This is a genomic window from Spirochaeta isovalerica (genome assembly GCF_014207565.1).
Lineage (GTDB): Bacteria > Spirochaetota > Spirochaetia > DSM-2461 > DSM-2461 > Spirochaeta_F > Spirochaeta_F isovalerica.
On record NZ_JACHGJ010000007.1, the window covers coordinates 122,221 to 147,397 of the forward strand.

The 25,177-nt window shown below is 48.9% G+C and carries 20 protein-coding genes; 8 read left to right on the plus strand and 12 right to left on the minus strand.

Annotated features, from left to right (window positions below; all coding sequences use genetic code 11):
- Nucleotides 1-35 precede the first annotated feature (35 nt).
- Nucleotides 36-371 (plus strand): PilZ domain-containing protein, encoded by a 336-nt coding sequence (locus HNR50_RS16485; protein WP_184747891.1) that lies wholly within the window; start codon nt 36-38, stop codon nt 369-371.
- A 69-nt stretch (nt 372-440) separates the two neighbouring features.
- Here the strand turns inward: HNR50_RS16485 and ftsH are convergent, their stop codons facing one another.
- Complete coding sequence (ftsH, locus tag HNR50_RS16490) at nt 441-2,651, minus strand: ATP-dependent zinc metalloprotease FtsH (RefSeq protein WP_184747892.1); 2,211 nt, start codon at nt 2,649-2,651, stop codon at nt 441-443.
- A gap of 200 nt (nt 2,652-2,851) precedes the next feature.
- Nucleotides 2,852-5,242, minus strand: a complete 2,391-nt coding sequence (gene topA / locus HNR50_RS16495) for a type I DNA topoisomerase (protein WP_221439916.1) — start codon at nt 5,240-5,242, stop codon at nt 2,852-2,854.
- 146 nt (nt 5,243-5,388) lie between these two features.
- On the opposite strand from topA, the gene HNR50_RS16500 reads away from it, so the two are divergent.
- The gene (locus HNR50_RS16500; RefSeq protein WP_184747894.1) at nt 5,389-6,918 is read left to right on the plus strand and encodes an NAD(P)/FAD-dependent oxidoreductase; all 1,530 of its coding nucleotides are present in this window, start codon (nt 5,389-5,391) and stop codon (nt 6,916-6,918) included.
- Nucleotides 6,919-6,946: 28 nt separating this feature from the next.
- Here the strand turns inward: HNR50_RS16500 and HNR50_RS16505 are convergent, their stop codons facing one another.
- From HNR50_RS16505 to queD, 3 genes are read right to left on the minus strand one after another with little or no spacing between them, the layout of a single operon-like run.
- Nucleotides 6,947-8,146: a methyltransferase gene (locus tag HNR50_RS16505; RefSeq protein WP_184747895.1), complete on the minus strand. Its 1,200-nt coding sequence runs from the start codon at nt 8,144-8,146 to the stop codon at nt 6,947-6,949.
- Entirely contained in the window at nt 8,147-9,850 is a 1,704-nt protein-coding gene (locus tag HNR50_RS16510; RefSeq protein WP_184747896.1) for a DNA adenine methylase, read from the minus strand.
- On the minus strand, nt 9,825-10,196 hold the full coding sequence (gene queD / locus HNR50_RS16515) for a 6-carboxytetrahydropterin synthase QueD (protein ID WP_184747897.1): 372 nt from the start codon (nt 10,194-10,196) through the stop codon (nt 9,825-9,827). Before queD ends, HNR50_RS16510 begins: the two co-directional genes overlap by 26 nt.
- A 46-nt stretch (nt 10,197-10,242) precedes the next feature.
- Between queD and HNR50_RS16520 the strand changes: the two genes are divergently transcribed.
- Together HNR50_RS16520 and HNR50_RS16525 are read left to right on the plus strand one after the other, a co-directional pair.
- A complete protein-coding gene (locus tag HNR50_RS16520) occupies nt 10,243-11,739 on the plus strand; it encodes a UDP-N-acetylmuramoyl-L-alanyl-D-glutamate--2,6-diaminopimelate ligase (protein WP_184747898.1) in 1,497 nt (498 codons plus the stop codon).
- A 131-nt stretch (nt 11,740-11,870) separates the two neighbouring features.
- Nucleotides 11,871-12,989: an ROK family transcriptional regulator gene (locus HNR50_RS16525; protein WP_184747899.1), complete on the plus strand. Its 1,119-nt coding sequence runs from the start codon at nt 11,871-11,873 to the stop codon at nt 12,987-12,989.
- Nucleotides 12,990-13,036: 47 nt separating this feature from the next.
- Here the strand turns inward: HNR50_RS16525 and HNR50_RS16530 are convergent, their stop codons facing one another.
- Nucleotides 13,037-13,495, minus strand: coding sequence for a divergent PAP2 family protein (locus tag HNR50_RS16530; protein WP_184747900.1), 459 nt, complete (start codon nt 13,493-13,495; stop codon nt 13,037-13,039).
- 65 nt (nt 13,496-13,560) lie between these two features.
- Here HNR50_RS16530 and HNR50_RS16535 point away from each other — a divergent pair, with 65 nt between their 5' ends.
- Nucleotides 13,561-14,637, plus strand: a complete 1,077-nt coding sequence (locus tag HNR50_RS16535) for a D-alanine--D-alanine ligase family protein (RefSeq protein WP_184747901.1) — start codon at nt 13,561-13,563, stop codon at nt 14,635-14,637.
- Between the two features lie 42 nt (nt 14,638-14,679).
- Here HNR50_RS16535 and HNR50_RS16540 read toward each other — a convergent pair whose 3' ends face one another.
- The 6 genes from HNR50_RS16540 to HNR50_RS16565 all read right to left on the minus strand — a co-directional run bounded on the left by HNR50_RS16540 (nt 14,680) and on the right by HNR50_RS16565 (nt 21,792).
- Nucleotides 14,680-15,789: a hypothetical protein gene (locus tag HNR50_RS16540; protein WP_184747902.1), complete on the minus strand. Its 1,110-nt coding sequence runs from the start codon at nt 15,787-15,789 to the stop codon at nt 14,680-14,682.
- A 42-nt stretch (nt 15,790-15,831) separates the two neighbouring features.
- Nucleotides 15,832-17,238, minus strand: a complete 1,407-nt coding sequence (locus tag HNR50_RS16545) for a sensor histidine kinase (protein ID WP_184747903.1) — start codon at nt 17,236-17,238, stop codon at nt 15,832-15,834.
- Between the two features lies 1 nt (nt 17,239).
- Nucleotides 17,240-17,944: a response regulator transcription factor gene (locus HNR50_RS16550; RefSeq protein WP_184747904.1), complete on the minus strand. Its 705-nt coding sequence runs from the start codon at nt 17,942-17,944 to the stop codon at nt 17,240-17,242.
- A gap of 115 nt (nt 17,945-18,059) precedes the next feature.
- Entirely contained in the window at nt 18,060-18,626 is a 567-nt protein-coding gene (locus tag HNR50_RS16555) for a hypothetical protein (protein ID WP_184747905.1), read from the minus strand.
- Between the two features lie 80 nt (nt 18,627-18,706).
- Nucleotides 18,707-18,991 carry a CD3324 family protein gene (locus tag HNR50_RS16560; protein WP_184747906.1) on the minus strand — a complete coding sequence of 95 codons (285 nt, stop codon included), beginning with the start codon at nt 18,989-18,991 and terminating at the stop codon, nt 18,707-18,709.
- Nucleotides 18,992-19,386: 395 nt separating this feature from the next.
- Nucleotides 19,387-21,792, minus strand: coding sequence for a sensor histidine kinase (locus tag HNR50_RS16565; RefSeq protein WP_184747907.1), 2,406 nt, complete (start codon nt 21,790-21,792; stop codon nt 19,387-19,389).
- Between the two features lie 105 nt (nt 21,793-21,897).
- Between HNR50_RS16565 and HNR50_RS16570 the strand changes: the two genes are divergently transcribed.
- The 3 genes from HNR50_RS16570 (at nt 21,898) to HNR50_RS16580 (ending at nt 25,138) form a co-directional block, all read left to right on the plus strand.
- Nucleotides 21,898-23,130 (plus strand): sensor histidine kinase, encoded by a 1,233-nt coding sequence (locus HNR50_RS16570; RefSeq protein WP_184747908.1) that lies wholly within the window; start codon nt 21,898-21,900, stop codon nt 23,128-23,130.
- Entirely contained in the window at nt 23,123-23,767 is a 645-nt protein-coding gene (locus HNR50_RS16575) for a response regulator (protein ID WP_184747909.1), read from the plus strand. Before HNR50_RS16570 ends, HNR50_RS16575 begins: the two co-directional genes overlap by 8 nt.
- Nucleotides 23,768-23,863: 96 nt before the next feature.
- Entirely contained in the window at nt 23,864-25,138 is a 1,275-nt protein-coding gene (locus tag HNR50_RS16580; RefSeq protein ID WP_184747910.1) for an ABC transporter substrate-binding protein, read from the plus strand.
- Nucleotides 25,139-25,177: the final 39 nt, after the last annotated feature.

Here is a 25,177-nt window from a genome sequence, read left to right on the forward strand (position 1 = left end):
TATATTTATAGATAGCAGACAGGGAGTGAGTTGGTTTGAAGATCTCTAAAGATTCGGAACTGAGCCGCGTCAGCATACAGAACAGTAAAAGAGAAAGCATTCGCAAACCCGTGGATATGGACGGTTTCTATAATTCCGGAACAGGGTGGCATCCCTGTAAAATATACGATATCAGCACTGGCGGAGCGGCTCTGAAGCTGAACCAGTTCTTCCTCGAAGGTGATGAAATTCTCCTTCGATTCGGAAACAACTCCAGCTCGGAAATATTCAACACGACAGTAGCCAATGTGAACGGACAGCGGATCGGCATCCGCTTTAAAGAAGACAGCACGACCAAGCACCTGATTGAAAAAATCATGTCGATCTACTGATCTTTATGGTGAAATAAAAAAACCCACCGTCAGTTGACTGGTGGGTTTTTCTTATTAGGGCAGTAAACCCTACTCTTTTCCCTCATCGCTTTCTTTCACTTCCAGCTTGAGATCAACCGGATTGGCAAAGGGATTTTCCGTTTTATGATCCTCCTCCACCTTGGGAGGTTCATTCTCTTTAGCCAGGGCTTTGGCTTCAGCGCGGGCTTTAATCGCCTCATTCCGCTTCTCACCGGTGATGACAGCCAGTTCGGAGGGTGTCATATCGGAAGCCTTCCGCTCAGCGTAAGCAGCCGCGGCTTTTTCATCTTTCTCGATAAGATCCATGAACTCTTCCGAAGTCAGGACTTCCACATCCATGAGATGAGCCGTAATGCTCCTGAGCAGATCGAGGTGCTCAGTCAGCTTGGCAATGACTATGTCGTACCGCTCATTGATGATTCTGGCAATTTCCTCATCGACATACTGCTGTGTCTTTTCAGAATATTCTCTGATGCCGCCGCCTCCACCGAGATAAGAGTTCTTTCTTTCCGTCAGGGCGACGTTTCTGAATTTTTCACTCATACCGTATTCGGTAATCAGGTTCTTGGCAATGTCGGTCGCTTTGGAAATATCGTTCCCGGCGCCTGTCGACAGTTTGCCGAAAATAAGCATCTCCGCGGCCCGTCCTCCAAGGAGGGTATCGATCCTTCCAAGAAGCTCTTCCTGAGTCATCAGGAACCGATCTTCTGTGGGCTGCTGCAGCGTGTATCCCAGAGCACCCATTCCACGGGGAACTATGGAAACCTTCTGAACAGGATCAGCGTCGGGCGTAAAAGCGGCGATGATAGCGTGCCCCGTCTCATGATAGGCCACGATTTCACGCTCCCGCGGGTTGATCAGACGGTTCTTCTTTTCAAGTCCGGCAATGGTCTTTTCGATTGCCTCGTCGAGATCCTTCATGGTCACCGCATTGCGATCAGCCCGGACGGCGAGAAGGGCCGCTTCGTTAATGATATTGGCCAGATCGGCTCCGACAAATCCCGGCGTCGATTTGGCGATTTCCTTGAAATCGACCTCATCAGACAATTTAACGCCTTTGGAGTGGATCTTAAGTATCGCTTCGCGTCCCAGAAGGTCGGGCCGGTCGACAAGAACCTGCCGGTCAAAACGGCCCGGTCTGAGCAGAGCGGGGTCGAGAACTTCGGGCCTGTTTGTCGCAGCCAGTATGATAACGCCGGAAGTGGCGTCAAATCCGTCCATCTCCACAAGCAGCTGATTAAGGGTCTGTTCACGCTCGTCATTGGTGGAGGCAAGTCCGGCACGGCTTTTACCGATAGCGTCCAGCTCATCGATGAAAATGATACAGGGCGCTTTTTCCCTTGCCTGTTTGAACAGGTCTCTGACACGGGCGGCACCGACACCGACAAACATTTCCACGAAATCGGCACCGGACATTTTAAAGAAAGTTACACCGGCTTCACCTGATACGGCTCTGGCCAGAAGGGTCTTACCGGTCCCGGGAGGGCCGACCAGGAGAACGCCTTTGGGAATTTTCCCTCCGATCTCCGTATATTTTTTCGGATTCTTCAGAAAGTCGACAACTTCAACCAGTTCATCTTTTGATTCTTCACACCCCGCCACATCATCAAAACGGGTATGAAGATCTTCCTCGGCGACGATTTTGGCGTTGTTCTGACCGAAACTCATTACATTGTTTCCGCCCATATTTCCCATTCGCCGGAAGATGAACCGCCAGACGACAAGAAGCAGAAGAAGAGGGACAATCCAGCTGAGCAATATCTCCACAAAGTAATTGCGCTGCTCGTGCTCGGCAAAATACTCCACGCCCAGTTCATCGAGGAGCGGAACAAATGAGGGATCATTCAACGGGACCGTACTATAAACATTTCCCGAAAGGTTATCGTTACTCCGGGAAAGAGATCCGGTAATGGAGTTGACCAGATCGGTCTCATATTCACTGCTGGTTTTGGTGTAGCCGGTATAGAGCGACGGTGTCAGCTTTACGCGTACAATCTCGCCCGCTTCGATTTTCTCTTTAAAAGTGCTGTAATCGATAGACGTTTCAGGCGATCTCACAAGAAACATATTTAAAATAGCCAGAACGGCTATAACGAGAAGGAAATACCAGAGAGAAAAGCGGTATTTCCCCTGCTTCATCTTTTTCATTTTTTTATCGAGATTTTCCGAACTCAGTTCTTTCCTGGCTTTATCCCACCAGTTATCCGGTTCTTTCCGGGAACTATCGTTCTTGTTATCATTTTTCTCAAAATTATCCATAAATTCCTCAGTTATTGTAAACATATCAGAAAAAGACCACCCCATAAACCCCGGTAGAAAAGGGCCTAATCACAGCGGCAAAACCGATATTGTCTTTTTTAAAGTAGAAATAAACCCCTATAAAGTAAAGGGAATAATTACATGGAGACTGTAATTATTCCCTTGAAAATCAAATATTAACAAATTTTAATATTGCAGAGCTATGATTCCTTCTTCTCCTCTCCGGGAAGAGGCTTGGCATTGCGGCACTTGGGAAAAGCACTGCAGGCCAGAAAGGGTCCACGGCGTCCCATTTTAACGACCATTTCGGAACCGCATTTTTCGCAGATTTCGCCGCTGACATCGGGAACTTCGACGACGTTACCGTCCTTGTCGATAGGCATGGTGTGTTTGCAATCGGGGTAGCCGGTACAGGCGAGAAAAAAACCGGTCCGTCCGGCTTTTACCGCCATGGGCTTTCCGCACTTGCTACAGGTGCGCTCGATTTTCGGCATTTCAACAGGCTTTCCCTCTTTATCGGCGGAAAGAGTTGTCTTACACTCTGGATAACCTGTACAGGCATAGAACTTTTTACCATAGCGCGATGTTTTCAGAATCATCGGTTTGCCGCATTCGGGGCAGTCGACGTCCACAGCTTCGACAGAACCGTCTTCATCTTCATCGACTTCGCCGCCGGGCATGGGCAGAAGCCCCTTACATTCAGGATAATTCTTACAGCCGAGAAAAGCTCCCGATTTGGAGTAGCGAATGACGAGAGAGCCTCCGCAGACCGGACAGGTCTCCTCGCCTTCATAATCCCGCCCTTTAAGCGGTTCGGCTTTTTCCATGGCTTCATCGAGCCGGTCGACAAAAGGTTTGTAGAACTCATCAATGACTTTGACCCAGTCCTTATCGCCCTGTTCAACCTTATCGAGATCCTCTTCCATTCCGGCCGTAAACTTCAAATCCATAATATTGGTGAAGTTATTGAGAAGAATGTCATTGACAGCCATACCGAGCTCAGTCGCGTGAAAAGCTCTCTTCTCAATCCGGACATATCCTCTTTCCCTGATCGTCTTGATGATCGGCGCATAGGTTGAAGGACGTCCGATCCCCTCTTTTTCCATAGCCTTGACCAGGCTGGCTTCGGAATACCGGGCCGGCGGCTTGGTAAACTGCTGCGTCTCCTGAAGGTTTTCCAGAACGAGAGCGGCACCGGCTTCCAGCGCGGGAAGCTTCTGATATTTATCTTCCTCTTTACCCTTCTGATCCGCCTTGTTTTCCCCGACCAGCACTGTGTATCCGTCGAATATTTCCACGCGGCCTTTGGCCTCGAAGATTCCTTTATCGGCGGAAATGGTAATGGTTGTAATATCGTATTCAGCGGGATTCATCTGCGAAGCGACAAAACGCTGCCAGATCAGTTCGTAGAGCCGGAACTGGTCTTTATCGAGATAGGGCTTCACATCCTCCGGCCTGTTGGCAACGGAAGAAGGCCTGATCGCCTCATGGGCTTCCTGGGCATTTTTCTTCGAAGAGTAGACATTGGCTTTCGCCGGAAGGTACTTCTCTCCGTAGGTATCGCTTATATAGTTTCTCACTTCCTCAATCGCCTCGGGAGCGATATTGGTAGAGTCTGTTCTCATATAGGTTATAAGACCGGTCAGGCCGCTTTCGAGCTCGATCCCTTCATAGAGCTTCTGGGCTACGGACATGGTCTTTGTCGTACCGAATCCGAGCTTCGTGCTGGCTGCCTGCTGCATGGTCGAAGTGATAAAAGGAGCACCGGCTTTACCTTTGGTCCGCTTTTTATCTACAGAGTCGACAGAGTAATCGGCTTTTCTGAGAATATCGGCGATTTCCTTTACCGGTTTCTCGCTCTGTGCAAAAGCTGAACCGAGGGCGAATTTCTTTCCGTCCCATTTTTTCAGGGCGGCTTCAAACGTATCGGACTTTTTACCTTCGGGGTGAACGGTCGCGCTGATCCTCCAGAATTCCTCGGGGACAAATGCGGCGATCTCACGCTCTCTTTCCACAACCATTCTCACAGCAACGGACTGAACCCGTCCCGCGCTGAGATTCTTGGCGACTTTTTTCCAGAGGAAAGGAGAGAGGCTGAATCCCACTAGCCTGTCGAGAACCCTTCGTCCCTGCTGGGCGTGAACGCGATCCATATTGATATCGCCGGGGTGTTCGATAGCGTCCTGAACGGCTTTTTTGGTTACTGCGGTATAAGTAACCCTTTTGACCGGTTTCTCCGTTTCGCCGATAATTTCTTTCAGATGCCAGGCAATGGCTTCCCCTTCCCGGTCGGGGTCGGGAGCCAGATAGATTTCATCCGCTTCCGAGGCAGCTTTCTGCAGCTCCTTTACGGTCTTTTCCTTACCTTTGATAATTGTATATTCCGGGTGGTAATTATTCTCGATATCTATTCCGAAAGCTTTCTTTCCGCGTCCGCTTTTCAGATCCCTGATATGACCTACCGAAGCTTTTACTGAAAAATCCCTTCCGAGAATTTTCTTTATGGTTTTTGCTTTCGCCGGACTTTCCACGATAAGAAGCTTTTTAACTTTCTTAGTTTTTTTTGTTGTTTTGGAAGCAGTTTCTGCCACATGCATCTCCAGAAATTGATTGAGGATAGATTTTCCCCATTTAAAAATGAATTGTTAAACAAGGATTTTAATGTTGTCAAGTTAATTTTACCCGTTTCTTCGCGTAAAACTTGTATACCCTCATTATATACAGTAGTCTCTGATCTATGGGATTTCGAGAAATATCGCTGAAAATGCCGACAGATTTTTCAGAGGAAGCGCTGGAGAAAGCTATATCGCGCTCTCTGAAAATCCGGGGCTTTACCTATAGAATAGAAAAGAAAAGCCTCGACGCGCGAAAGAAGGAAAACATACACTGGGTTGTGAAAGCAGCTGTATCCTCACCGGAACTGAAAGGGGGAGAAGAGCCGCTTCTCCCGGCGCTGGTAATTCCCTTCAGGGAAAGAGATAAAAGGATTGCCGTTATAGGCGCCGGCCCGGCCGGGTTCTTTGCCGCCTATGCCCTTCAGAAAGCCGGTTTTAAAGTTTCGCTTATAGAAAGGGGAAAAGATGTAGCCGCCCGGAAAAGGGATATAGATTCCTTTGAAAAATCAGGCCATTTCATCAGCGAAAGCAACTATGCCTTCGGTGAGGGAGGAGCCGGAACGTTTTCCGACGGGAAGCTGACCAGCCGGACAAAAAAAATATCTTCAGAAAAGAACTTTATTTTACAGACATACATAGAAGCGGGCGCTCCCGGAGAGATCGCTTACATGACTCACCCCCATCTGGGAAGCGATAATCTTCTCAGGATTACGGCCAATCTCCGGAAGATGTTTGAATCGGCAGGCGGCAGGATTCTCTTTGAATGCAGAGCCGATGATATGACCCTTTCCGGGAAAAAAGTTACGGCAGTTGAGACAACGGCAGGACCGATAGATGCCGACTATTTACTCTTCGCAACCGGGCACTCGTCCTATGAAACTTACCGTTTTCTTATAAGGAAGGGAATCGGTTACAGGAACAAAAACTTTGCCATAGGATCAAGGGTCGAACACCCCCAGGCCCTTATAAATGAAGCACAGTGGGGCTGCACTTCTTTGAAAGGGGTTAAAGCCGCGGAATACCGGTTGACCGATTCACCGCGAGAGGGAATTCCTGTGTATAGTTTCTGCATGTGCCCCGGCGGAAAGATCGTACCGGCGGCTCCCTACGGGGATGTGAATATCGTTAACGGAATGAGTCTTTACGAAAGGAATTCCCCCTTTGCCAACGCCGCCATTGTTGCGGGCATCAATCTGGAGAAACATCTCGGGAGAGAAACCGACCCTCTGGAATCTCTCGAATGGCTCGAACAGCTGGAAAAATCCTTTTTCCAAGGAGATTATCGCGCTCCCGCTTCCACAATTGCCGACTTCCTTGCAGGTAAAGGCGGTAGCGCTATCGGGGCGACCAGTTATCCTCTGGGCCTACGGGAAACGAACCTGGCCGCCATGCTTCCCGGAACCGTTAGCGAAGCGATGAAACGGGGACTGACCGATTTCTCCCGCAAACTGAAAGGCTTCGAAAAGGGAATTATCATGGGTCTGGAGAGCAAGACCTCGGCTGCCCTGCAGGTCCTCCGCGACCGGGACGGACTGGCTGAGGGATTTGAAAACCTCTATATCTGCGGAGAAGGCAGCGGGTATGCCGGAGGGATAATCAGTTCGGCGGCCGACGGATTGAGAGCGGCGCTGTCAATTATCGGGAAGGAATAAGCTCGGAGCCTTATTCCCGACGGTCTTTTTACTTCACAGCCCGGATAATGGCGAATTTTTTATTCGTCCTGAAAACAGAAACCTTTGAAAATAGCCTGCCCAGGCTTTTTTCATATCCCAGATGCCTGTTGGCGATAACAAAAAGCTCCCCGCCCCTCTTCAGCACTTCGCGGCTTTGGGAAAACATTTTCAAAGCCGTTGAGGTACTCAGGCTGTGGTTATCGTGAAAGGGAGGGTTGCAGAGGACCAGGTCGGCCTGATCGGGCTCGACGCCTTCAAGCCCGTCGGTCACCATAAATTCAGCTCTGTCTCCATAATCGTTTCTTTCAAAAGACTCCCGGGCCGACCGGACAGCCAGCCGCGATTCATCGGTACAGAGAAATGAGGCTTCCGGCCAGAGTTCCGCGGCTTTCAGCGCGAGGACGCCGTCACCACATGCCACATCGACAATCCTCTGGGGAACCGAAGCCGGTTCGGGCATATTCCCGATCATAAAAGCCGAACCGGGATCGAGCCGCCCGAATGCGAACAGATTGGGATAATTCACCAGGGTCGATGAAAGACCTTCCGGTTTGTATTCAACAGGGAAGGTTTCGCCGGCAGATGATCCGTCGGGATTTCGGGCCGGGCTTTTCTCCGGAGAGCCTTCTGTATGAGTAAGGGTTTCCCTTTCAGTCCTTGAAACGGATCCCTCCACCAGCCTGGCTTTCTTCCAGGCAAGCGAGGTCTTTGCGCCCGGCAGAAAGCTCTCGAAAAGAGAGACTGTAGACCTGTGAATATTCCGAGCCATATCTCCGGCCAGGATCTTTGTTCCCTCGGGCAGTTGACGACTCAGCCTCTGCAGGATGAATTCGAGAAAATTCAGGCTTTTGGGGTTTTTCAACAGAACCAGATCAATGGAGCCGGGGAGATGATCTTCAGGAGAGAGAAAAACAACAGTATTTTCATCAATCCCGTTCTCCCGGAGGTTGCGTCTGATGTGTTTCTCTGCGCAAAAAGAATCGTTCCAGCAGTAGACCTTGAACTTTCCTGTCAGGGGAACTGTCAACGCGCCGAAGCTATCATTCACAATAAGGAGATGACTCCCCTCTTCCGTTCCGTCTTCACTCATCTTTTCAAGCATATACTGATCGGCGCTGTTCCAGGCCTGCAGAGAGCGGTTCCGCTCTTCAGGACCGCGGGACAGAGTCAGTGATCCGTAAGCCGATTCGAAGAGGATCTGATCCATCTATCCCCGGAACCTCATAGCGGCAATGGACTTTATAGACGCAAGCCCTTCGCTCAAAGAACCAAAAACCTTGTTTTCATCAGCGATCAGACGTTCTAACTCCCTGGCTGTTTCCTCAAATAGTTCACGGTATTTTTTAAAGGCGAATTTCCGCACGACCTGAAGGAGACGTCTACCATAGCGGTTTCTCATTTTCTCTTCCCGGCTCTGCCGCATGAGATTTATCAGAACGCGGGCCTCTTCCTGATTGTCGCCGCAAAGCGAGTCTTCCAGAAGGGAGAACAGGGTTTCGAGTTGTCTGTCTGATAGAACTTCCAGAGTCTCAGTTGAAGGCATATCCCTGAAAACATAATACTCCCGGGTTCCCAGGAGAAATGATCCGTCCTGACTGGGCGAGAGGTCGACCGATTGATTGCGGCAGGGAAAATTTGTCTTCATTTTCTCCGGATGGAAAGGCCGTCTGAGCAGCGTTATCAGCTTCCGCTCGAGCAGAAAGCGCTCAACCTTCTTCCGGTCGCTTTTCCCCGGTTTTTCCTTTCGGTCCAGAACGAGGAGCAGCTCCATATTGTAGTTCTGCCGACTCAGGCTCTGTTTTCCGCCGCGGTAGAGAATGTAGTCGCGGCAGTAGAGTTCCGTCCGCCCCTGATTCTCCATAATATCGTAGAGCTCTCCGAAGGGGATTATCCCCTCGGTGTTGTAACTGAGCATGATATAGCGCGAATCAATGGAGTCCAGAAGTCCCGAAAAGGCTCCGGGGGCATCCTTCCGGTAACAGAAAGGGCTGCGGGTCTGGATCCAGTCTTTCCTTATTCCCGCTTTCTCCACAAAGCGGCCGTCGTCTTTCCTGTCTCCCGAAACAGGCGGTTTGTCCCAGAGAGCCACTGTATTGAGCATAAAATAGTTACTGCCGTACTGATGGCTGTTGTAGGGAGGATCGAGATAGGTCATATGGGAACTGTTTTGCGAAACGAAATCCGCAGCATCCAGGTTTTCGATAATCATTTTTTCAGAAGAATCAACGAGATGGGGGATTTCCATCTCCATAGGGGCCAGAATCCGGGTCAGAGCGTCCTTGCCGTGCCCCCCGAACCCCTTGTGGCAGGCTTTGAAAACGCCCGATGTATTGGCATGGGTCGACACCTCGTAGAGAAGGCTGGCCAGAAGAATGTATTTCTCCTTCAATTGCTTTTCATCGAGATCCCAACCGCTATACCTCTCCTCGATCCAGGTCCTGGCCCGGTCGATAAAAAGGGCGTTTTCCGTCGTGTAGAAGAGTCGCTCGGTATGGTAGTCGGCTTCTTCGGTGTTTTCCGGAGCGTAATGCCGACTGATATAGGGATCGGAAGGTTCGCCGTCAAGGTGATTGATCTCACGGAAGACCTTCTCCACCCCTCCGTACTCTCCGAAGAGGTTTTTCAGGTCGCTTTTATTGATACCGATATAGCAGCTGTTGACGATTTTCGAATAGGGTTCCCAGTCGTTGGCCAGTACGGAGTAACCCATTTTTCTTGCCAGTCTGGCCACGGCGCCGCTTCCCGCGAAGGGATCGGAAAAAACGGTCCTGTCTCCTTTATTTTCCAGAGAGGAAAACACAGTCCCGAGAAAACCGAGAAGAGAACGCTTGTTGCCGATATAAGCAATCAGCTGTTTCGTAAGGTAGGGATCAGTCTCCTTCTCCTCACTGACGGGAATAGGATGCCACATGTTTTTCAGTTTCAAAGACTTCGACCAGAGACAGAGCTGCCGGTTCGATGTCGAGGCGTTTCTCCATTTCAATAAAAATATATTCAGCTATGCGCTCGGCGCTGGGATTACCATCGGAAAAGAAGGGGACATCATTGAGATTGCAGTGATCAAGCTCCTTAAAAACATCCTTTAAAGCGCTTTTAAGAATTCCGAAATCGCAGAGCATCCCCCCCTCATCGAGTTCGGTCCCCTTTACGGTGACTCTTACTTTATAATTATGGCCGTGAAGATTCTCACATTTGCCGTGAAAATTTACCAGAAAATGGGCTGCGGCGAACCACTCTTCCACCCTTGCTGTGTACATGAATTCCTCACTTGAAGAAAATTTATACTATTGATACCATAGGCCAATGAAAAATAAAAGATTGTCGGAGCTATTGAGCGATATAAATGTACTGAAACTGACCGGTCCGGCGGACTGTACCATATCCTCCCTGGCCTACGATTCACGGGAAGTGGAAAAAGGGACCATGTTTTTCGCCCTGAAGGGCATTCACACCGATGGACATAAATACATTGAAAAGGCCATAGCTTCCGGAGCCGCCGCCATTGTCCATTCCGACGATCCGGATACCTATCATAAAGATATAACCTATGTAAAAGTGGAAGACTGCCGGCGCGCCATGTCGCCCCTCTCCTCGGCTTTTTACGACCACCCCTCCAGGAAACTGAAAGTGGTGGGCATAACAGGAACCGACGGCAAGAGCAGCACTGTCTCCATGATTCATCAGTTGCTGGAGCTATGCGGCAGAAAAGCCGGATTTTATTCCACGGTTAACTATAAAACGGGAGATTCGGTTGCCAAAGCGGCCATCCGCCAATCCTCTCCCGAAGCCCCCACTCTCCACCGTCTTTTAAGAGAAATGGTTGAAAACGGGAAGGAATTCGCCGTTATCGAATCGACCTCGCACGGACTGTCCTATCGGACGAGCCGTCTGGCTGATGTGGACTTCAACGGGGCTGTTTTTACAAACGTCACTCATGAGCACCTGGAATTTCACGGTTCTCTGGAACAGTATCGCAGCGACAAAGCCAACCTCTTCCGCATGGCGAAGGATTTTGCCGTCATCAATAGAGATGATGAAAACTACAGGGTATTCGAAGAAGCTTCCCCGGCGCCGGTAAAACTCTTTTACAGCACCGTATCGGAAGAAGCCGATTATTATGCGGCTGATGCCCGTCCCGATTCGAAAGGGACCAACTTCACGCTTTATAAAGCCGGCAAAGCCTTTCCCCTGCGGCTCAATATTCCCGGACTGATCAATATAGAAAACACCATGGCCGCCCTGGCCGCTGTCGAACAGATCTCCGGGATAGATTTTGCAACTATTTTAAAAGCTGTTCCGGAGCTGAAAAGCGTTAAAGGCCGCATGGCACATATTGAAGGCTCCCAGCCTTTTGACGTCTATGTGGACTATGCCCATACTCCGGGAGCCTACGAAAAAGTTTTTCCCCTTTTCCGCAAGGCGGCACGCAATAAACTCATAACACTCTTCGGGTCGGGCGGTGAGCGGGATACGGAAAAAAGACCGATCCAGGGACGAATTGCCGATTCTTTCAGCGACATCATCATTGTCACCGACGAAGACCCCAGGCTGGAAGACAGCATGACCATAATCAGGGAAATCCGATCGGGTATAAAGAACAAGACCGAAGGAAAAGATCTGTTTTTGATACCCGACCGCAGAGAAGCTATCAGAAAAGCTCTTGAGCTGGCCGGCAAAGGCGATATGGTTATAACCCTGGGAAAAGGCCATGAAGGGAGTATCGAATACGCTGACGGTCACCACCCCTGGGATGAAATTTCAGTGGTCGAAGAACTGTTGAAAGAGATGGGATACCGTTGAATCCCCTCATTTTGATTGTTTTTACTTGACCAATCCCCAATTGGGTCTATAATCATATTAGTTGGTTTTAAAACCAACTGAAATAACCGTTCTTTCAGAGATAGTTTGACTGAACAAATAAGATAAAAAATATGGCAGTTAAAATAACAAAGATAATAAACACATCCAATGTGCTCAAGACCATCTGGAGCAACCAGGGAATCAGCCGGATCGATATAGCCAAAAAGCTGAAACTGGACAAATCGACAGTTACGGTCATCGTCAACAATCTGATCGAAAAAAACTATGTGATGGAGATAGAAGAAGGTGAAGCCGGGCCCAAAGGGGGAAGAAAACCGGTCAAGCTCAAAATCAACAAGCTTTTCGGTTCTGTCGCGGGTATCGAAATGCATCCCAACTTCTATCAGGCCGTTCTTATCGACCTGGAAGGAGATGTCATAACATCGGTTTACCGAAAAGTTTCCATCAATCAGGATAATTTTCTGAAACACTACTTCGATATTATCGAAGATCTGTGTAACTCGGAAAAAGAAAATCCCCCCCTTCTCGGGACGGGAATCGGAACCACCGGTATCGTCGATTCCGATACGGGAACAATACTCCAGTCCATCCCTCTCAATGTGGAAAATTTTCCAGTGCAGAAAGAAATACAGGTGAATTCAGAAACGCCGATCACGGTGGAAAATGACGCCAATGCCTGCTGCTGGGGAGAAATGGTTTTTCACAGAGGGCGCTCTCTTAAGAATTTTCTCTTCGTTCTCGTGGAATTCCATGGTAACGACTCCATGAACGAGGATACCACCCATGGAATATCTGTCGGAATAGGCTTCGTCTTTAACGGCAAACTCCATTACGGGCAGAACCATTCAGCCGGAGAGTTCCGGAGTATTGAAGGCTCCGATAACAAACTCAGCCAGTTTTCCATCGCCGATGAAGATTCGTTTCTGGTTGAAGAAAAAGAGGAAGTTTTCGACCGGTTCGCTCTTGAGCTGTCTAAGCATCTGGCCTTTCTGGTTAACACCTTGAACCTGAACCATATTTTCCTGGGCGGAGATATCGAAAAACACAAAAACCGCTTTACACCTGTTCTGAAAGACTGCATACAGCAGAACTGGGCTTACAAAGATGTGGACAAGTGCGACATACACTATTCTTCTTTCGGGAAATCGGCTGTGGCTTACGGAGCGGCGGGAATGATGCTCAACAGGCTTTTCGCCAATAGAGAACTGATCCACAATCTTTACAAATAATAAACCATAAAAAGAGATAGAAGCCGAACCGTATCGGCATAGGGATTCTAAAAGCTGAATTCCGGCAGTCCGCTGAAAAGGAAACCGACAATTACTCCGAGAATCGTTCCCGCGAGAACCTGGGGATAGGTATGGCCGAGCAGAGTTTTAAGAGCCTTCTCGTTTTTTCCCTCCTCCAGGAGATGGGATAGTTCGGCGACAAGATTGTTCAGGATAACAGCATGTTCGCCCGCGGCCCGACGGACACCCGTGGCATCGTGTATAACCAGAGATCCGAATACGATACAGATTGCGAAAGAAGGACTTCCGACACCGTACAATATGCCGCAGGTCGTTGTCAGAGCGGCCACGGTCGCCGAATGACTGGAGGGCATGCCTCCTGTCTCTTTAATGCGCTGCAGGTCTATCCGCCGCTCGAATATCAGAATGATAACAACCTTGAGGATCTGTGCGATTACCATGGCCCAGAAGGCGGACCAAATCATTTTATTGGCAAAAAATTCCATGGACTAATCATATCAGAATGAATACATATGGGAAAGCAAAGCCTTTGCGTGTATAATCAATTACTATGAAAAATGAACTGATTCTTCTCTACGGCGGACGGAGCGGAGAGCACGAAGTCTCTCTCCGGTCAGCCGCATCGGTCTACAATCACCTCGATAAACAGCGATACAACGTGACGCTTATAGCCCTTTCAAAAGAGGGTCTCTGGTATGTTCAGGATAATCCATCTGAGGAATGCGAAACTCTTCCCCTCGCAGAGGAGACAGACAGACTTGTCAGCCTCCTGCCCATGCAGGGACTTCTGTGCAGAGGAGAAATTATCAAGCCCTATGCGGTTTTCCCTGTCATACATGGAACTTTCGGAGAAGACGGAACCCTTCAGGGGCTCATGGAGATGTGCGGTTTCCCCTATGCCGGAGCGACAACAGGCGGCAGTTATCTGGGTATGGATAAGGAGATGGCTAAAATTATCTGGAAAAGCCATGGAATCGATATCATCCCCTTCAGGACAGTGAGGAAATTCGAATATAACGAAAAAGAGCGGGAGGCAGTTAACGGGAAACTGGTCGATGAACTGGGTCTTCCCCTTTTTGTCAAGCCGGCCATGGCCGGATCCTCCCTCGGCGTATCGCGGGTCGAAGGGAAAGACCAGCTGGAGGAAGCCATTCTTTTCGCTCTTCAATTCGACACGAAGGCCATTGTTGAGAGGGCCGTAAAAGGGAAAGAGGTAGAATGCTCTGTAATCGGAAACCATGAGACCAGCGCCTTTCCTCCGGGAGAAATCGCCCCGACCCACGCATTTTATGATTACGAAGCCAAGTACATAGACCCCGACGGTGCCCTCCTCATCATTCCCGCGGAACTGGAAGAGAAAACAGCTGAGAGTCTGAAATCAATAGCCCGGAAAGCCTATGAAGTTCTGGATCTGAGAGGTTTTGCCCGTGTCGATTTCTTTGTGGAGGAAAAGGGAAGAATTATCCTCAATGAAGTGAATACCATTCCGGGATTTACGAGCATCAGCATGTTTTCCATGATGTGCGACGTGGGAGGACTCCCCTACGGAGAATTGCTCGACCGGTTGATAGAACTGGCCCGTGAGCAGTTTGCCGAACGGTCATCATTAAAATTTTCTCTGAATTGATACAGAAAGACAGGAAGAAAAAATCCCCCTGTCTTTCCCTGATTAAAACTTGTAATTATAGGCCAGAGCTATACGGTGAAATTTCGTGTAAGTCGCTTCATAAGCTCTATTCTGGTAATATTCGTTGAAAATCGTATCATCCGTGTAATCCCGTCCTGTTTTGAACTGAACGAGAACTGCCAGGCTGTGATGATCATTAAATGAGAAATTCATAAGCGGACCGAATGTCACGGCTATAAAATCCGACCCCCATCCGTTATCTGCAGTTGTACTGACATCGCCATCGGGCCCCGCCATTGGGGAGAGAAGACTGTTTGAACCGAGGAACTGGCTTGTTTCCACGAGAAAGCCGACAGTATCGATAACCAGCGGCATCTGATAACCGAGAAAATAAGTGCCCTCATATTCCCATCCGTTCAGGTTCTCACCATCATCGGCCAGCCACTGCCAGGGGCCGGGATTTCCAGTGCCGTCATCCTGAGCGTGGTCGGAAGAAAACCAGCTGTATTTAAATTTCCCGTTGATCTGGGTTACCACATGATTCCACTCTCCGGGAACCAGCGCGGCAAGATCGAACTGAAAAGTAGCGGAAGAGAAAAGCTCCGTTACCGCACCGGGAAAAGAATCGGTCATAATCTGTCCATTGACATTATCTCCCACGCCGTTGAAAATGGCGGCATTCCATCCCGTTCCGATCAGTCCCCCGATATTGAAGTTGAGGAAAGCTATGGGCGTTATGGTCACCGATGCTCTTCCGTACAGCGCGACGGGAGCTACATAGAGATCGAGATTGACAGTAGCGTTATTATCGGCGATGAGCGCGTTATCGCCCTGGAGAAAGGGCAATTTGATCCGGTGCTTCAGATAGGTCTGGAGCTCGACGGAGCCCCATCCCGAACCGAGAGTGCGCTTCTCATCTTGCGTAAGTGTGGCGCCGTAATCATCAGCCGCATAGGAAAACCCGACGGGAGCCGAAACAGGAGAATAGGATAAGGGAAGAAAACCCCCGTCCTGTCCCCAGCCCTGGTTATTGTCGAAATAATAGGCGAACTCCGCTCCGATTGAAGTGGTGTGTTCAATACCTTCTGCAGAAAGAGAGAATAAAACTCCCGCGAACAGGAGAATAGGCAAAGCCTTCCGGTAAAGTTTCATAGTGACCTCGTTTTAATTAGTTACACTATATAATAAATGGCATTACCGATTTTTAAAAGGCAGAGAAATTAAAATTATCGCCCCTTTCCCTTCCGGCGATGCAGCCCTGATCTTCCCGCCATGGAGTCTGATTATTTCGCGGCTGATTGCCAGCCCCAGACCTGATCCGCCGTGATTCCGGTTTCTGCCGCTATCGGTCCGATAAAATCTTTCAAAAATTTTTTCCAGATCCTCCGGAGGGATTCCCGGACCGCTATCCTCGATTTCAATAGTAAGGTTTTTCCCATCCATATGACTTCTGATTTCTATAAAGCCACCTTCGGGTGTATGGCGGAAAGCATTGGCCAGAACATTGGCGAAAACCTGTTTCAGTTTCTGATAATCTCCCGATAAGGGCTCTGATGTCCCCTCCAGCCTGTTTCTCAATTCGATCCGGGATTTCTCAGCACCGGCAGTAAAAACCTTCAGGACATTATCGAGAAGAGCTTCCGGATCGATCTCTTCCAGATTCAGATTCATGGTTCCCGATTCAGCGCTGGAAAGCAGCTGCAGTTCCTCGATAAGCCTGGAAAGCACCAGAGTTTCATCATATATGCCGCGAAGCCGCTCTTCATCAGCCTTATACAATCCGTCCAGAATCATTTCCAGATTCCCCTGAATCAAACTGACCGGAGTCCTGAGCTCATGAGCTGAATCGGCTATGATCTGCTTCCTCCACCTATCGTTCTTTTCGAGGGTCTGAACCATTTCGTTGAAAGACCCTGAGAGCTCTGAGAGTTCGTCATGGCCCCAAACGCTCACCCGTGTGGAAAGATCGCCGCCCCGGACCTTTTGAGCTGCCAGGGACATCTGGGAGACCGGTCCTGACAGCCGCGAAGCTATAAGCCATGAGGCGATAATAGATGCGGTCAGTATGAGCAGCGATACGGCCAGAATAACGACCATGGTCTTGTTGAGAAAAATCTGTTCGCTGACTGTCAGCCCCTGATGAATCATCGTTCCGACCAGCAAATATCCCACTGTCCGGTTATTCACAATAATCTTACTGGCTTTTTCCAGCTCGTCGCGGGAATAGCGGTCTCTGTCTTCAGATATCTGTGGGTCTGTGTTGATCAGAACGCGGCCGGAGCTGTCCGTCAGGATAATATGGGGCAGCATACCGCCGGTTCTGCCTCCCGGACCGGGATTGCGGCCCATCATCCCCCGCATCTGACTGGTGCGGTTCAGAGGGAAAAGGAGAATTGACTCCACGCCGTCCCAGCTGCCTGTTCCTGTATAATATTCTTCGAGAGGAATGGTCATGGATCGGGCGATATCTATGTCGTTCTGTTCTGCAAAAGAACGGTAGCCCGTCCGGGTCGTAATATTGATGATCGTAACCATTAATATGGTTCCGATTACGATGATAAGGGAAAAAGAGATCATGATACGGGTTCGAAGCCTGAACATATCAGCCGGTCTCCTCGGCGAAGCGGTATCCCGTTCCCCAGACCGTTTCTATATATTCCGGTTTGGAAGGAGTCCTCTCCACGGCTTTCCTGATGTTTTTGATATGTACATCTATGGTTCTCTCGTAGCCTTCGAAAGCATCCTCCTGAAAGGCGTTTAACAATTGCATTCTCGTAAAAACCCGTCCCGGATGAGAGATGAGAAGCTTGAAAATCTCAAACTGGACCGATGTGAGATCAAGTCGCTCTCCGTCGCGGTAGACCGACATTTTTTCGCTGTCCAGACGGATATCCTTTACAGTTATGACCGAAGGAGTCTTCTCATCTTCCTCAGCGCTCTGAGACTTGTCGGCTCTTCTCAGGACAGCGCGGATTCTGGCGGCCAGCTCTTTCAAACTGAAAGGCTTGACGATATAATCATCAGCCCCAACATCCAGCCCCATGAGCTTGTCCGCTTCCTCGGCACGGGCCGTTACCATAATGATGGGAACATCTGTCTTTTCCCGGATGCGTCGCGTGCTGTCGAAACCGTCCAGTCCCGGCATCATAATATCCAGTATGATGAGATCGGGGTTTTCCGTGACAGTCCGGGTGATAGCATCGATACCGTCAACAGCAGTGACAGTTTCATAACCAACTGCTTCAAGGTAGTCGCAGATCATTTTTCTGATTTTTTCTTCGTCATCGGCTACAAGAATTTTTTTCATATTATCTCTATTGTACTATAAAAACCGGGCCCGGTCACAATCATACGATTGCGGCTCTATGCATCCGGAGCCCCCGCATCGGGGAGTCCGGACTATTTATATATGATCAGATGAATTACTGAAATCTGCGGCCGCCCATCATGGCGCCGCCTCTGGATCCGCGTCCGCCCATGTTGCCGCCGAAACCGCCTCTTCCGGCCATGGGGCCGCCATAAGCGGATCCGTCCATGGGATGATCGATTTCAATCTCTTCACCATTAATGACAGCTTTGGTAACCATAAGGGTCTGTTCGGCATCATCCCACTGGAGGGGAGGTCCGGGCATCAGATATCCTTCGAGCGAAACGTTCATTCCGTCAGTCAGCTCCAGATCATCAAGATATGCCCAGGGGGCCATAACCGTGTACTTTGTTCCTTCGCTTTCAATGTAGGGGAGTTCTCCGTTCACAAGTGAAAGAGCCCCGGTGACCGATACCGTATCAAGTGAATCGAAGTATTCCTGCCTGGCGGCATCTCTATCTTCAATCCACTTTGCAGCGTCTTCATCGCTGTAACGGTAACCGCCCATCATTCCGGGGCCCCTGCCATAGTACTGAACGTCATCATTATCCTGTTTCCCTTCGGCTGATAAAAACATCACCGAACCCGCAATCATCAGTAAAACCAGAAATTCTTTTTTCATTTGAAACTCCTTCAAAGTTATTTTCTGATTTAGAAATTAACCGGAAAATGTGAACCAAATGTAAACGAACTCGGTTTCTTCTATGAAGCTTTCCGTTCTTTGGAGCGCTTATAGAGAATTTTTCTGATGCTGTCGGACGAAAGATTGAAATGGTCAGCGAGATCATCGATTTTCCAGCCGGAGTTCTTCATTTTGCGAATGCTGTTATTCCGGTGTTCGAGTTTCTCTCTGGTGCCGTTCTTTTCTCCCCAGGACAGACGTTGATCCGCCAGTCCGGGAATATAAATTTGCGCACCCTGGACATACTTCTGTATCTCTCGGATAAGTTCAGCCGGAAGATGCTCTTCCGCTTTTATGTATGACATATTGTTTTTCCTCATTTTTAATCACAAAAGCGACTGCCTTGACCTGAATGAGGAGAGGTGAAAAGTTTACTATTAACCTTTCCTTTTCAGGACAGGCAGATCCATACCTGCGCAGTAGCTACTTTTATTCGAGTTATGATCATTTAATAAACCTCCATTAGTGAATAGATTACTGAATACTATAGTGCATTCAAAAAGATTTGTAAAAGAGAAAGATCGATTATAACGAACTTTACCTATAAAAATTGGGTAAAAATAAACTTTCCCTATCGAAAGACCGAAAGCGGGGATATGGTTAAGACACCGGAAAAGAAGAATTAAGTCGGTTTTGCATCCGGTGCCGAATCGGCGGGGAGGTGATTGATGATTGACATTAATGCGGCGGGTAAATCCGCTTAGGACGAAGGGGACTCCGGTCCCCTTTTATTCTCATCGATCCTTGCGGGAAACTCCAGTTCGAACCATGTTCCCTCACCGACCGTGCTGGTGCAGCTGATCTGTCCGCCGAGAGACTGCGTTACCAGATTGTAGACAATATTCATGCCCAGGCCGCTTCCTCCCGTACCGCGGCGGGTCGTAAAGAAGGGATCGAATATCCTCTTCAGATTGTCTTCGGAAATGCCCTTCCCCGTATCGCTGAAAATAATCAGGACGTTCTCATCCGCTTTCTTAACGTCAATTTTGATACGGCCGCTCTCCAGCCCTTCGAATCCGTGAGTTATGGAATTCATAATCAGATTCGTCAGAATCTGGGACAAAGCACCGGGATATGTTGTGACTTGAAAATCTTCAGGACAGATGACTTCGACTGTAAAGGGTGTGCGGCGCAGCTGAGCGTGCAGACTCATAAGAACTTCATCGATATACCGGCTGATAGAGAATGTTCTAATCTCCCGGCTCGATTGGTCCACTGCGACCTGCTTGAAGCTTTGAATGAGGTTGGAAGCCCTTTTCATGTTGGAGAGGATCATCGCCGAGCTCTCCCGGCTGAGTTTGATAAAACGGTCAAAATCCCGCTTTGACGCTTTATTTTCCAGATAGAGCTGATCGAATTCCTTTATAGCCTCTTCCAGATGAGATGCTGCCGTAACCCCGATTCCGACAGGCGTGTTGATTTCATGAGCCACACCCGCCACCAGACCGCCGAGAGCGGCCATTTTTTCCGCTTCCACAAGCTTCTTCTGAGCATGCTTCAGATGTTCCAGAGAGATCTCCAGCTCCATCGTTCTGTCGGCGACAAGATCTTCCAGGTGGTCCCGGTGGCTGGTCAACTCCCGGTTGGCTTCATGGAGACTTTTTTCCGCTTCTTTCAACCTGCTGATATCATAGCCGAATCCCAGGTATCCGGTTATCTTACCTTCGCCGTCTTTACGGGAAAAGCTGTTCCAGACAATGGTTCTCTTATCACCGTTTTTTGCCGTCAGGATCATTTCATAATCAACGACAACCCCGTCCACCGAATCCTTCAGCAGCCGGCGCACCTGTTCAAACTCTTCGCGGGGATAAAAAAGTTTCCAGAAGTTTTTTCCGATTATCTCTTCTTCCCTGTACCCGGTAATCTTCTCGATAACAGGGTTGATGAAAACGACAGTTCCTTCATTATCCAGTCCGCAGATGAGACTCGGGGAATTGTTGATTATCCGCTGAACATAGCTCTTCTCCCTGAGTAGCTCTTTCTCGTGTTTCCTCACTTTCCGCTCAGCCCTCCGGGACAGCATCAGCCCGTAGAGAACGGCCAGAAAGGCAATTACAAACAGAATGAATCCAGCGGAGATCATTATAAGGATATTTTTATAACGCTCGAAGAAACTGTCGGGGTGATAAAAGACGGCTGCATCATCAGGGAGCGAGAGGCGGCTGATCCCTCTTCTCTCCAGTTCTCTGTAATCGAACTGGAGAGAAACCGGAGTTTCGTATTCTACGGGAATCAACTCGGTCTCCACTCCCTTAAGGGACAGCAAAGCCATTTCCGCGACCTCAGTCCCCTGCTGGTAGGCGTCGACCAGGTAACCGCCGACAATACCGTTCCCCAGTTGAAATGTCCAGGTACCGTAAACAGGAACCGCCGATGCTTCGGAAATGATGCGGACGTTTTCATCGAATTCAAAAAAGGTTCCCTCCGCATCTCTCGCGAAAACGGTCAGAATGACGACAGTTCCCTCCGGAAGTGCCGCTAGCTTTTCCCTGAGAGCTTTCATGGTAACGCTGTGAATGAGTTCGAGTGGAGTTTCATCGCTTTTTCTCCGGTTTATGATATTCCCGACCTCGCTGTTGATTTTCAAACCCGTCGCCGTATCATCGGAAATGATGAGAATTTTATCCACATCTTTATGAATCGTCTCGATAAGGCTGATGTTCCTAGCTATATCTGCCCGCTCATTGACTCCCGTTACATTCTTCATTCCCGCCAGATCATTGACGTTCAGATAATTATATCCGCAGAAGAAGAAAGGGACGCCTGGAAAAACGGCCGCGCCTTTCTCCCGGAAATAGTTAAAGGCGTTATTATCAGAAGCGATGACGGCATCGTAGGAGTAGGAACTGTGCTTGAGTGCGATAAGATCTGTAAGGTGATTGAAGTACTGATCGTCGAAAAATCGCTTTGTGTCGAGGTATTCCACATGAAGGTCGATATTCTCATCCCGGAAAGTATCTTCTATTCCCCTGGTTATATCATCAGTCCAGAGATAGCCTTTATGATAGGAATTCAAAAGCAGGATATGGAATGAATCCTCACTCCATAAAGGTGCATTTATGAGAATGGCTGATAGAAGAGTGGCGATGTATATTCCTAACCTCAATGATACTCCTTGCTCTGATACTATATATTTTCGGCCAAAGAGTCCGGTATTTAAAGTGCGACTATATTTGACTAGTCCGCATTTACCGGTTTAAATACAAGAGTAATGGAAAGCGGCATACTGATATTCAACAGGAAATTGAGGAAATGGGTTCTTTTCTCCATGATCCTTCTCTGCAATTTCGCTATTCTATTTCTCTTTCTGCTGGGAAGAGGGAATTTCAATCTCCCCGACAGCTGGCAAATGCAGTTTCTGGCCATTCTGATCGCCAACCTGATTTCCTCTCTCGTCATTTTCATCATACCGGCGAAAGGGACTTTTCTGGCGTTTATCTATATGTTCCAGCTGGGCTGCAAATATCTGATGACCAAGCCCTTCAGCCAGAACATCTGGTTCGAGTTTTTTCTGCTGCTGATTATGATGCTCGAAGGAATCCATCTGTTATCCACTGCGGAGCTGACGTTTCTATCCTTCATTCTGATGATGACGACTCTGCTGACGGATCACAACGACACCTTATGGGGCATGGAACCGGTGCCCCGAACCTGGGAGCTGAAACTGTCCCTGTTCATTCTCATTCTCATTATAGCCGGTCTGAGCATTATCATAAAAATCGCCTATGATCTGCTGATCGCCCATAAGGAAGTGATCAACAACCAGAAGCTGGTTATACGGAAACTGACGACAGCCAACCAGGGCCTTCAGCAGTACGCCAATCTGGCGGAAGAGAAAAGCATCATTAACGAAAGACTGAAAATGACAAGGGAAATCCACGACACAGTAGGTTATACACTGACCAATCTGCTCATGATGCTCGAAGCCAGCACGGACCTGATAAAAACCGATCCGGTTAAGCTGGAAAAACTGCTCCATCAGGCTCTCGGGATCATCAAAACGGGCCATGAGGACATCCGCCAGGCTTTGAGGGTTCTGAGAAACACGAAACTGAAAAAGTCGGGAAGCATAGAAGCGATAAAAAACCTGACCGACATTTTCCGCGAATCGACCGGCGTCGAAGTGCGCGTCGAGTACGGGAATCTTCCCCGGGCACTGGGGCGGAATGTGGACCATACGATCTACCGTTTCCTCCAGGAGGGGATGACCAACGCCCTGACCCACGGGGACGCGAAAAATATAGATATACATTTCTGGCTTAACGATAATATAATCCATATCAATGTGGAAGACGACGGCAGGGGAAGCCTGAACATCGAGCAGGGGATCGGATTGAAAGGGATGTCCGAACGGCTGGCTGAAGTGGGCGGCACCCTCGATTACGGCAATACCTACCTCGGTTTTTCCCTCAGCGCCAAAATTCCCTGGGAGAACGATGACTAAAACAAAAATTCTCATTGTAGATGATCAGCTGCTCTTCGCCGAAAGCCTGAAGACCGTGCTGGAAACCAGAAGCGACGACCTGGAAGTGGTCAGTATCGCCGCCAACGGAAAGGAAGCTGTCCATATGGCGGAGATACACAGTCCCCGCATCATCCTTATGGATATCCGCATGCCGGAGATGAACGGCGTGGAAGCGTTAAAAATCATCAAAGAAAAACATCCGTCTATCATCGTCATCATGCTGACGACTTTCGACGATGACAATTACATTCACAATGCTCTTAAAAACGGCGCCACCGGCTATCTGCTGAAAAACACTCCGCCGGAAAAGCTCATTTCTTCGATCAGAGCGGCTGAAAGCGGACTGGTGCTTATCTCCCCTTCCATAATCGAACATCTCACCCATGACTCCCCTCTTCCCGAATTACCGAAAGAGAAACCCGCCTGGATGTCGGAACTGAGCAACAGGGAAAAACAGGTTTTGAAACTGATCACGGGCGGGATGAATAACAGGGAAATCGCCGATGAACTGTTTATAGCCGAACAGACGGTGAAAAATCATGTGAGCCTGATATATTCCAAACTCGGAACACATGACAGAATGCAGGCTATCAGAATCGCCAGGGACTTTATCTGAAAATTCAGTACTAAAACCGGTACTTCCGTACCTTCTTTTACCGTGAAAACAGCTTGATAATAGATCAAGAACATTAAAAATGTAAAAGGAGTTACTATGGAACTTGTAAAAAGAAGTATCCTGACAATGCTCGTTCTGCTTCTGGCCGGATCAATGGCTTTTGCCGGTGGGCAGCAGGGATCATCAGAAGGTGACGGCGAAAAGGTGAAACTGGTATTCACCAGCTGGAGAACCGAAGACATCGAAAGAATGAACCGGATCAATTCCCAGTTCACAAAAGAAAACCCCAATATCGTCATCGATTTCCAGCCCGTTAAAGATACGGAATACGATGCGCAGCTGAAACAGTCTCTCGCTGCAGGTGTCGGCGCGGACATAATCTTTCTCCGGTCCTATGATTCCGGGTATCAGATTTACAAAACCGACTCTCTTATGGAACTCAATTCCATGTTGCCCGAACTGAAGGATTTCCCCTCGGCAGCCGTTGCGGCATGGGCGACTCCCGATAAGGTAAGCTACGCCATCCCCGCGGCCGGCGTTGTGCACGGTGTTTACTACCGCAAGAGCATCTTCGACAAATACGGACTGAAAGTTCCCGCCACATGGGACGAGTTCATGACAGTTTGCGAAACTCTCAAAGCCGGCGGTGAAACAGTATTCGCTCAGGGAACAAAAGACAACTGGATGCTTTACGAAGTTATGTACTCCGGACTCGGAGCCAACTTCTACGGCGGAGAAGAAGCCAGACAGGCCCTCATGAATAAGACTGCGCGATTCACTGATGACAACTTCGTACTGGCCATGGAAAAAATGAAAGAACTCCAGCCCTACTTCCCCGAAAGATTCGAAGGGATCGACTATGTGACCATGCAGCAGATTTTCGGAACCGGAAATGCCGCCATGTTCATGGGCGGAAGCTGGGAAATCGGTATTTTCGAAGACCTCGGCGGCCTGGATGACGTTGGTTATTTTGCTCCTCCCCTGGCAGAGAAAGGAGACACTCTCCAGTACTGTTTCCATGTTGACGCCGGCATCGGATTCAATAAAAACACAAAATACCCTGAAGAACTCAAAACCTATATGAAATGGCTGGCTTCCTCGGAGTACGCCCAGCTCTACATGAACGAACTTCCCGGATTCTTCAGCTACACTCCCGGAAGCTACACGCTCAGCAACGATCTGGCAAAACAGATGCAGAGCTACGTGGCAAAATCGGTTCCAACCGTAAGAACCGTTTGGGAAAAACTCTCCGCTCAGGCACCCAGCGGAAACGAGCTCGTAGGCGAAGCCATCCAGATGATGTACGCCAATGAACTGACACCGGAAGAAGCCTGTAAGTTTGTCGACGACGGACTTTCCTGGTACTACTGATAACCGTCAGTTGACCTGTTATCATTCGAGGGGGGTGTT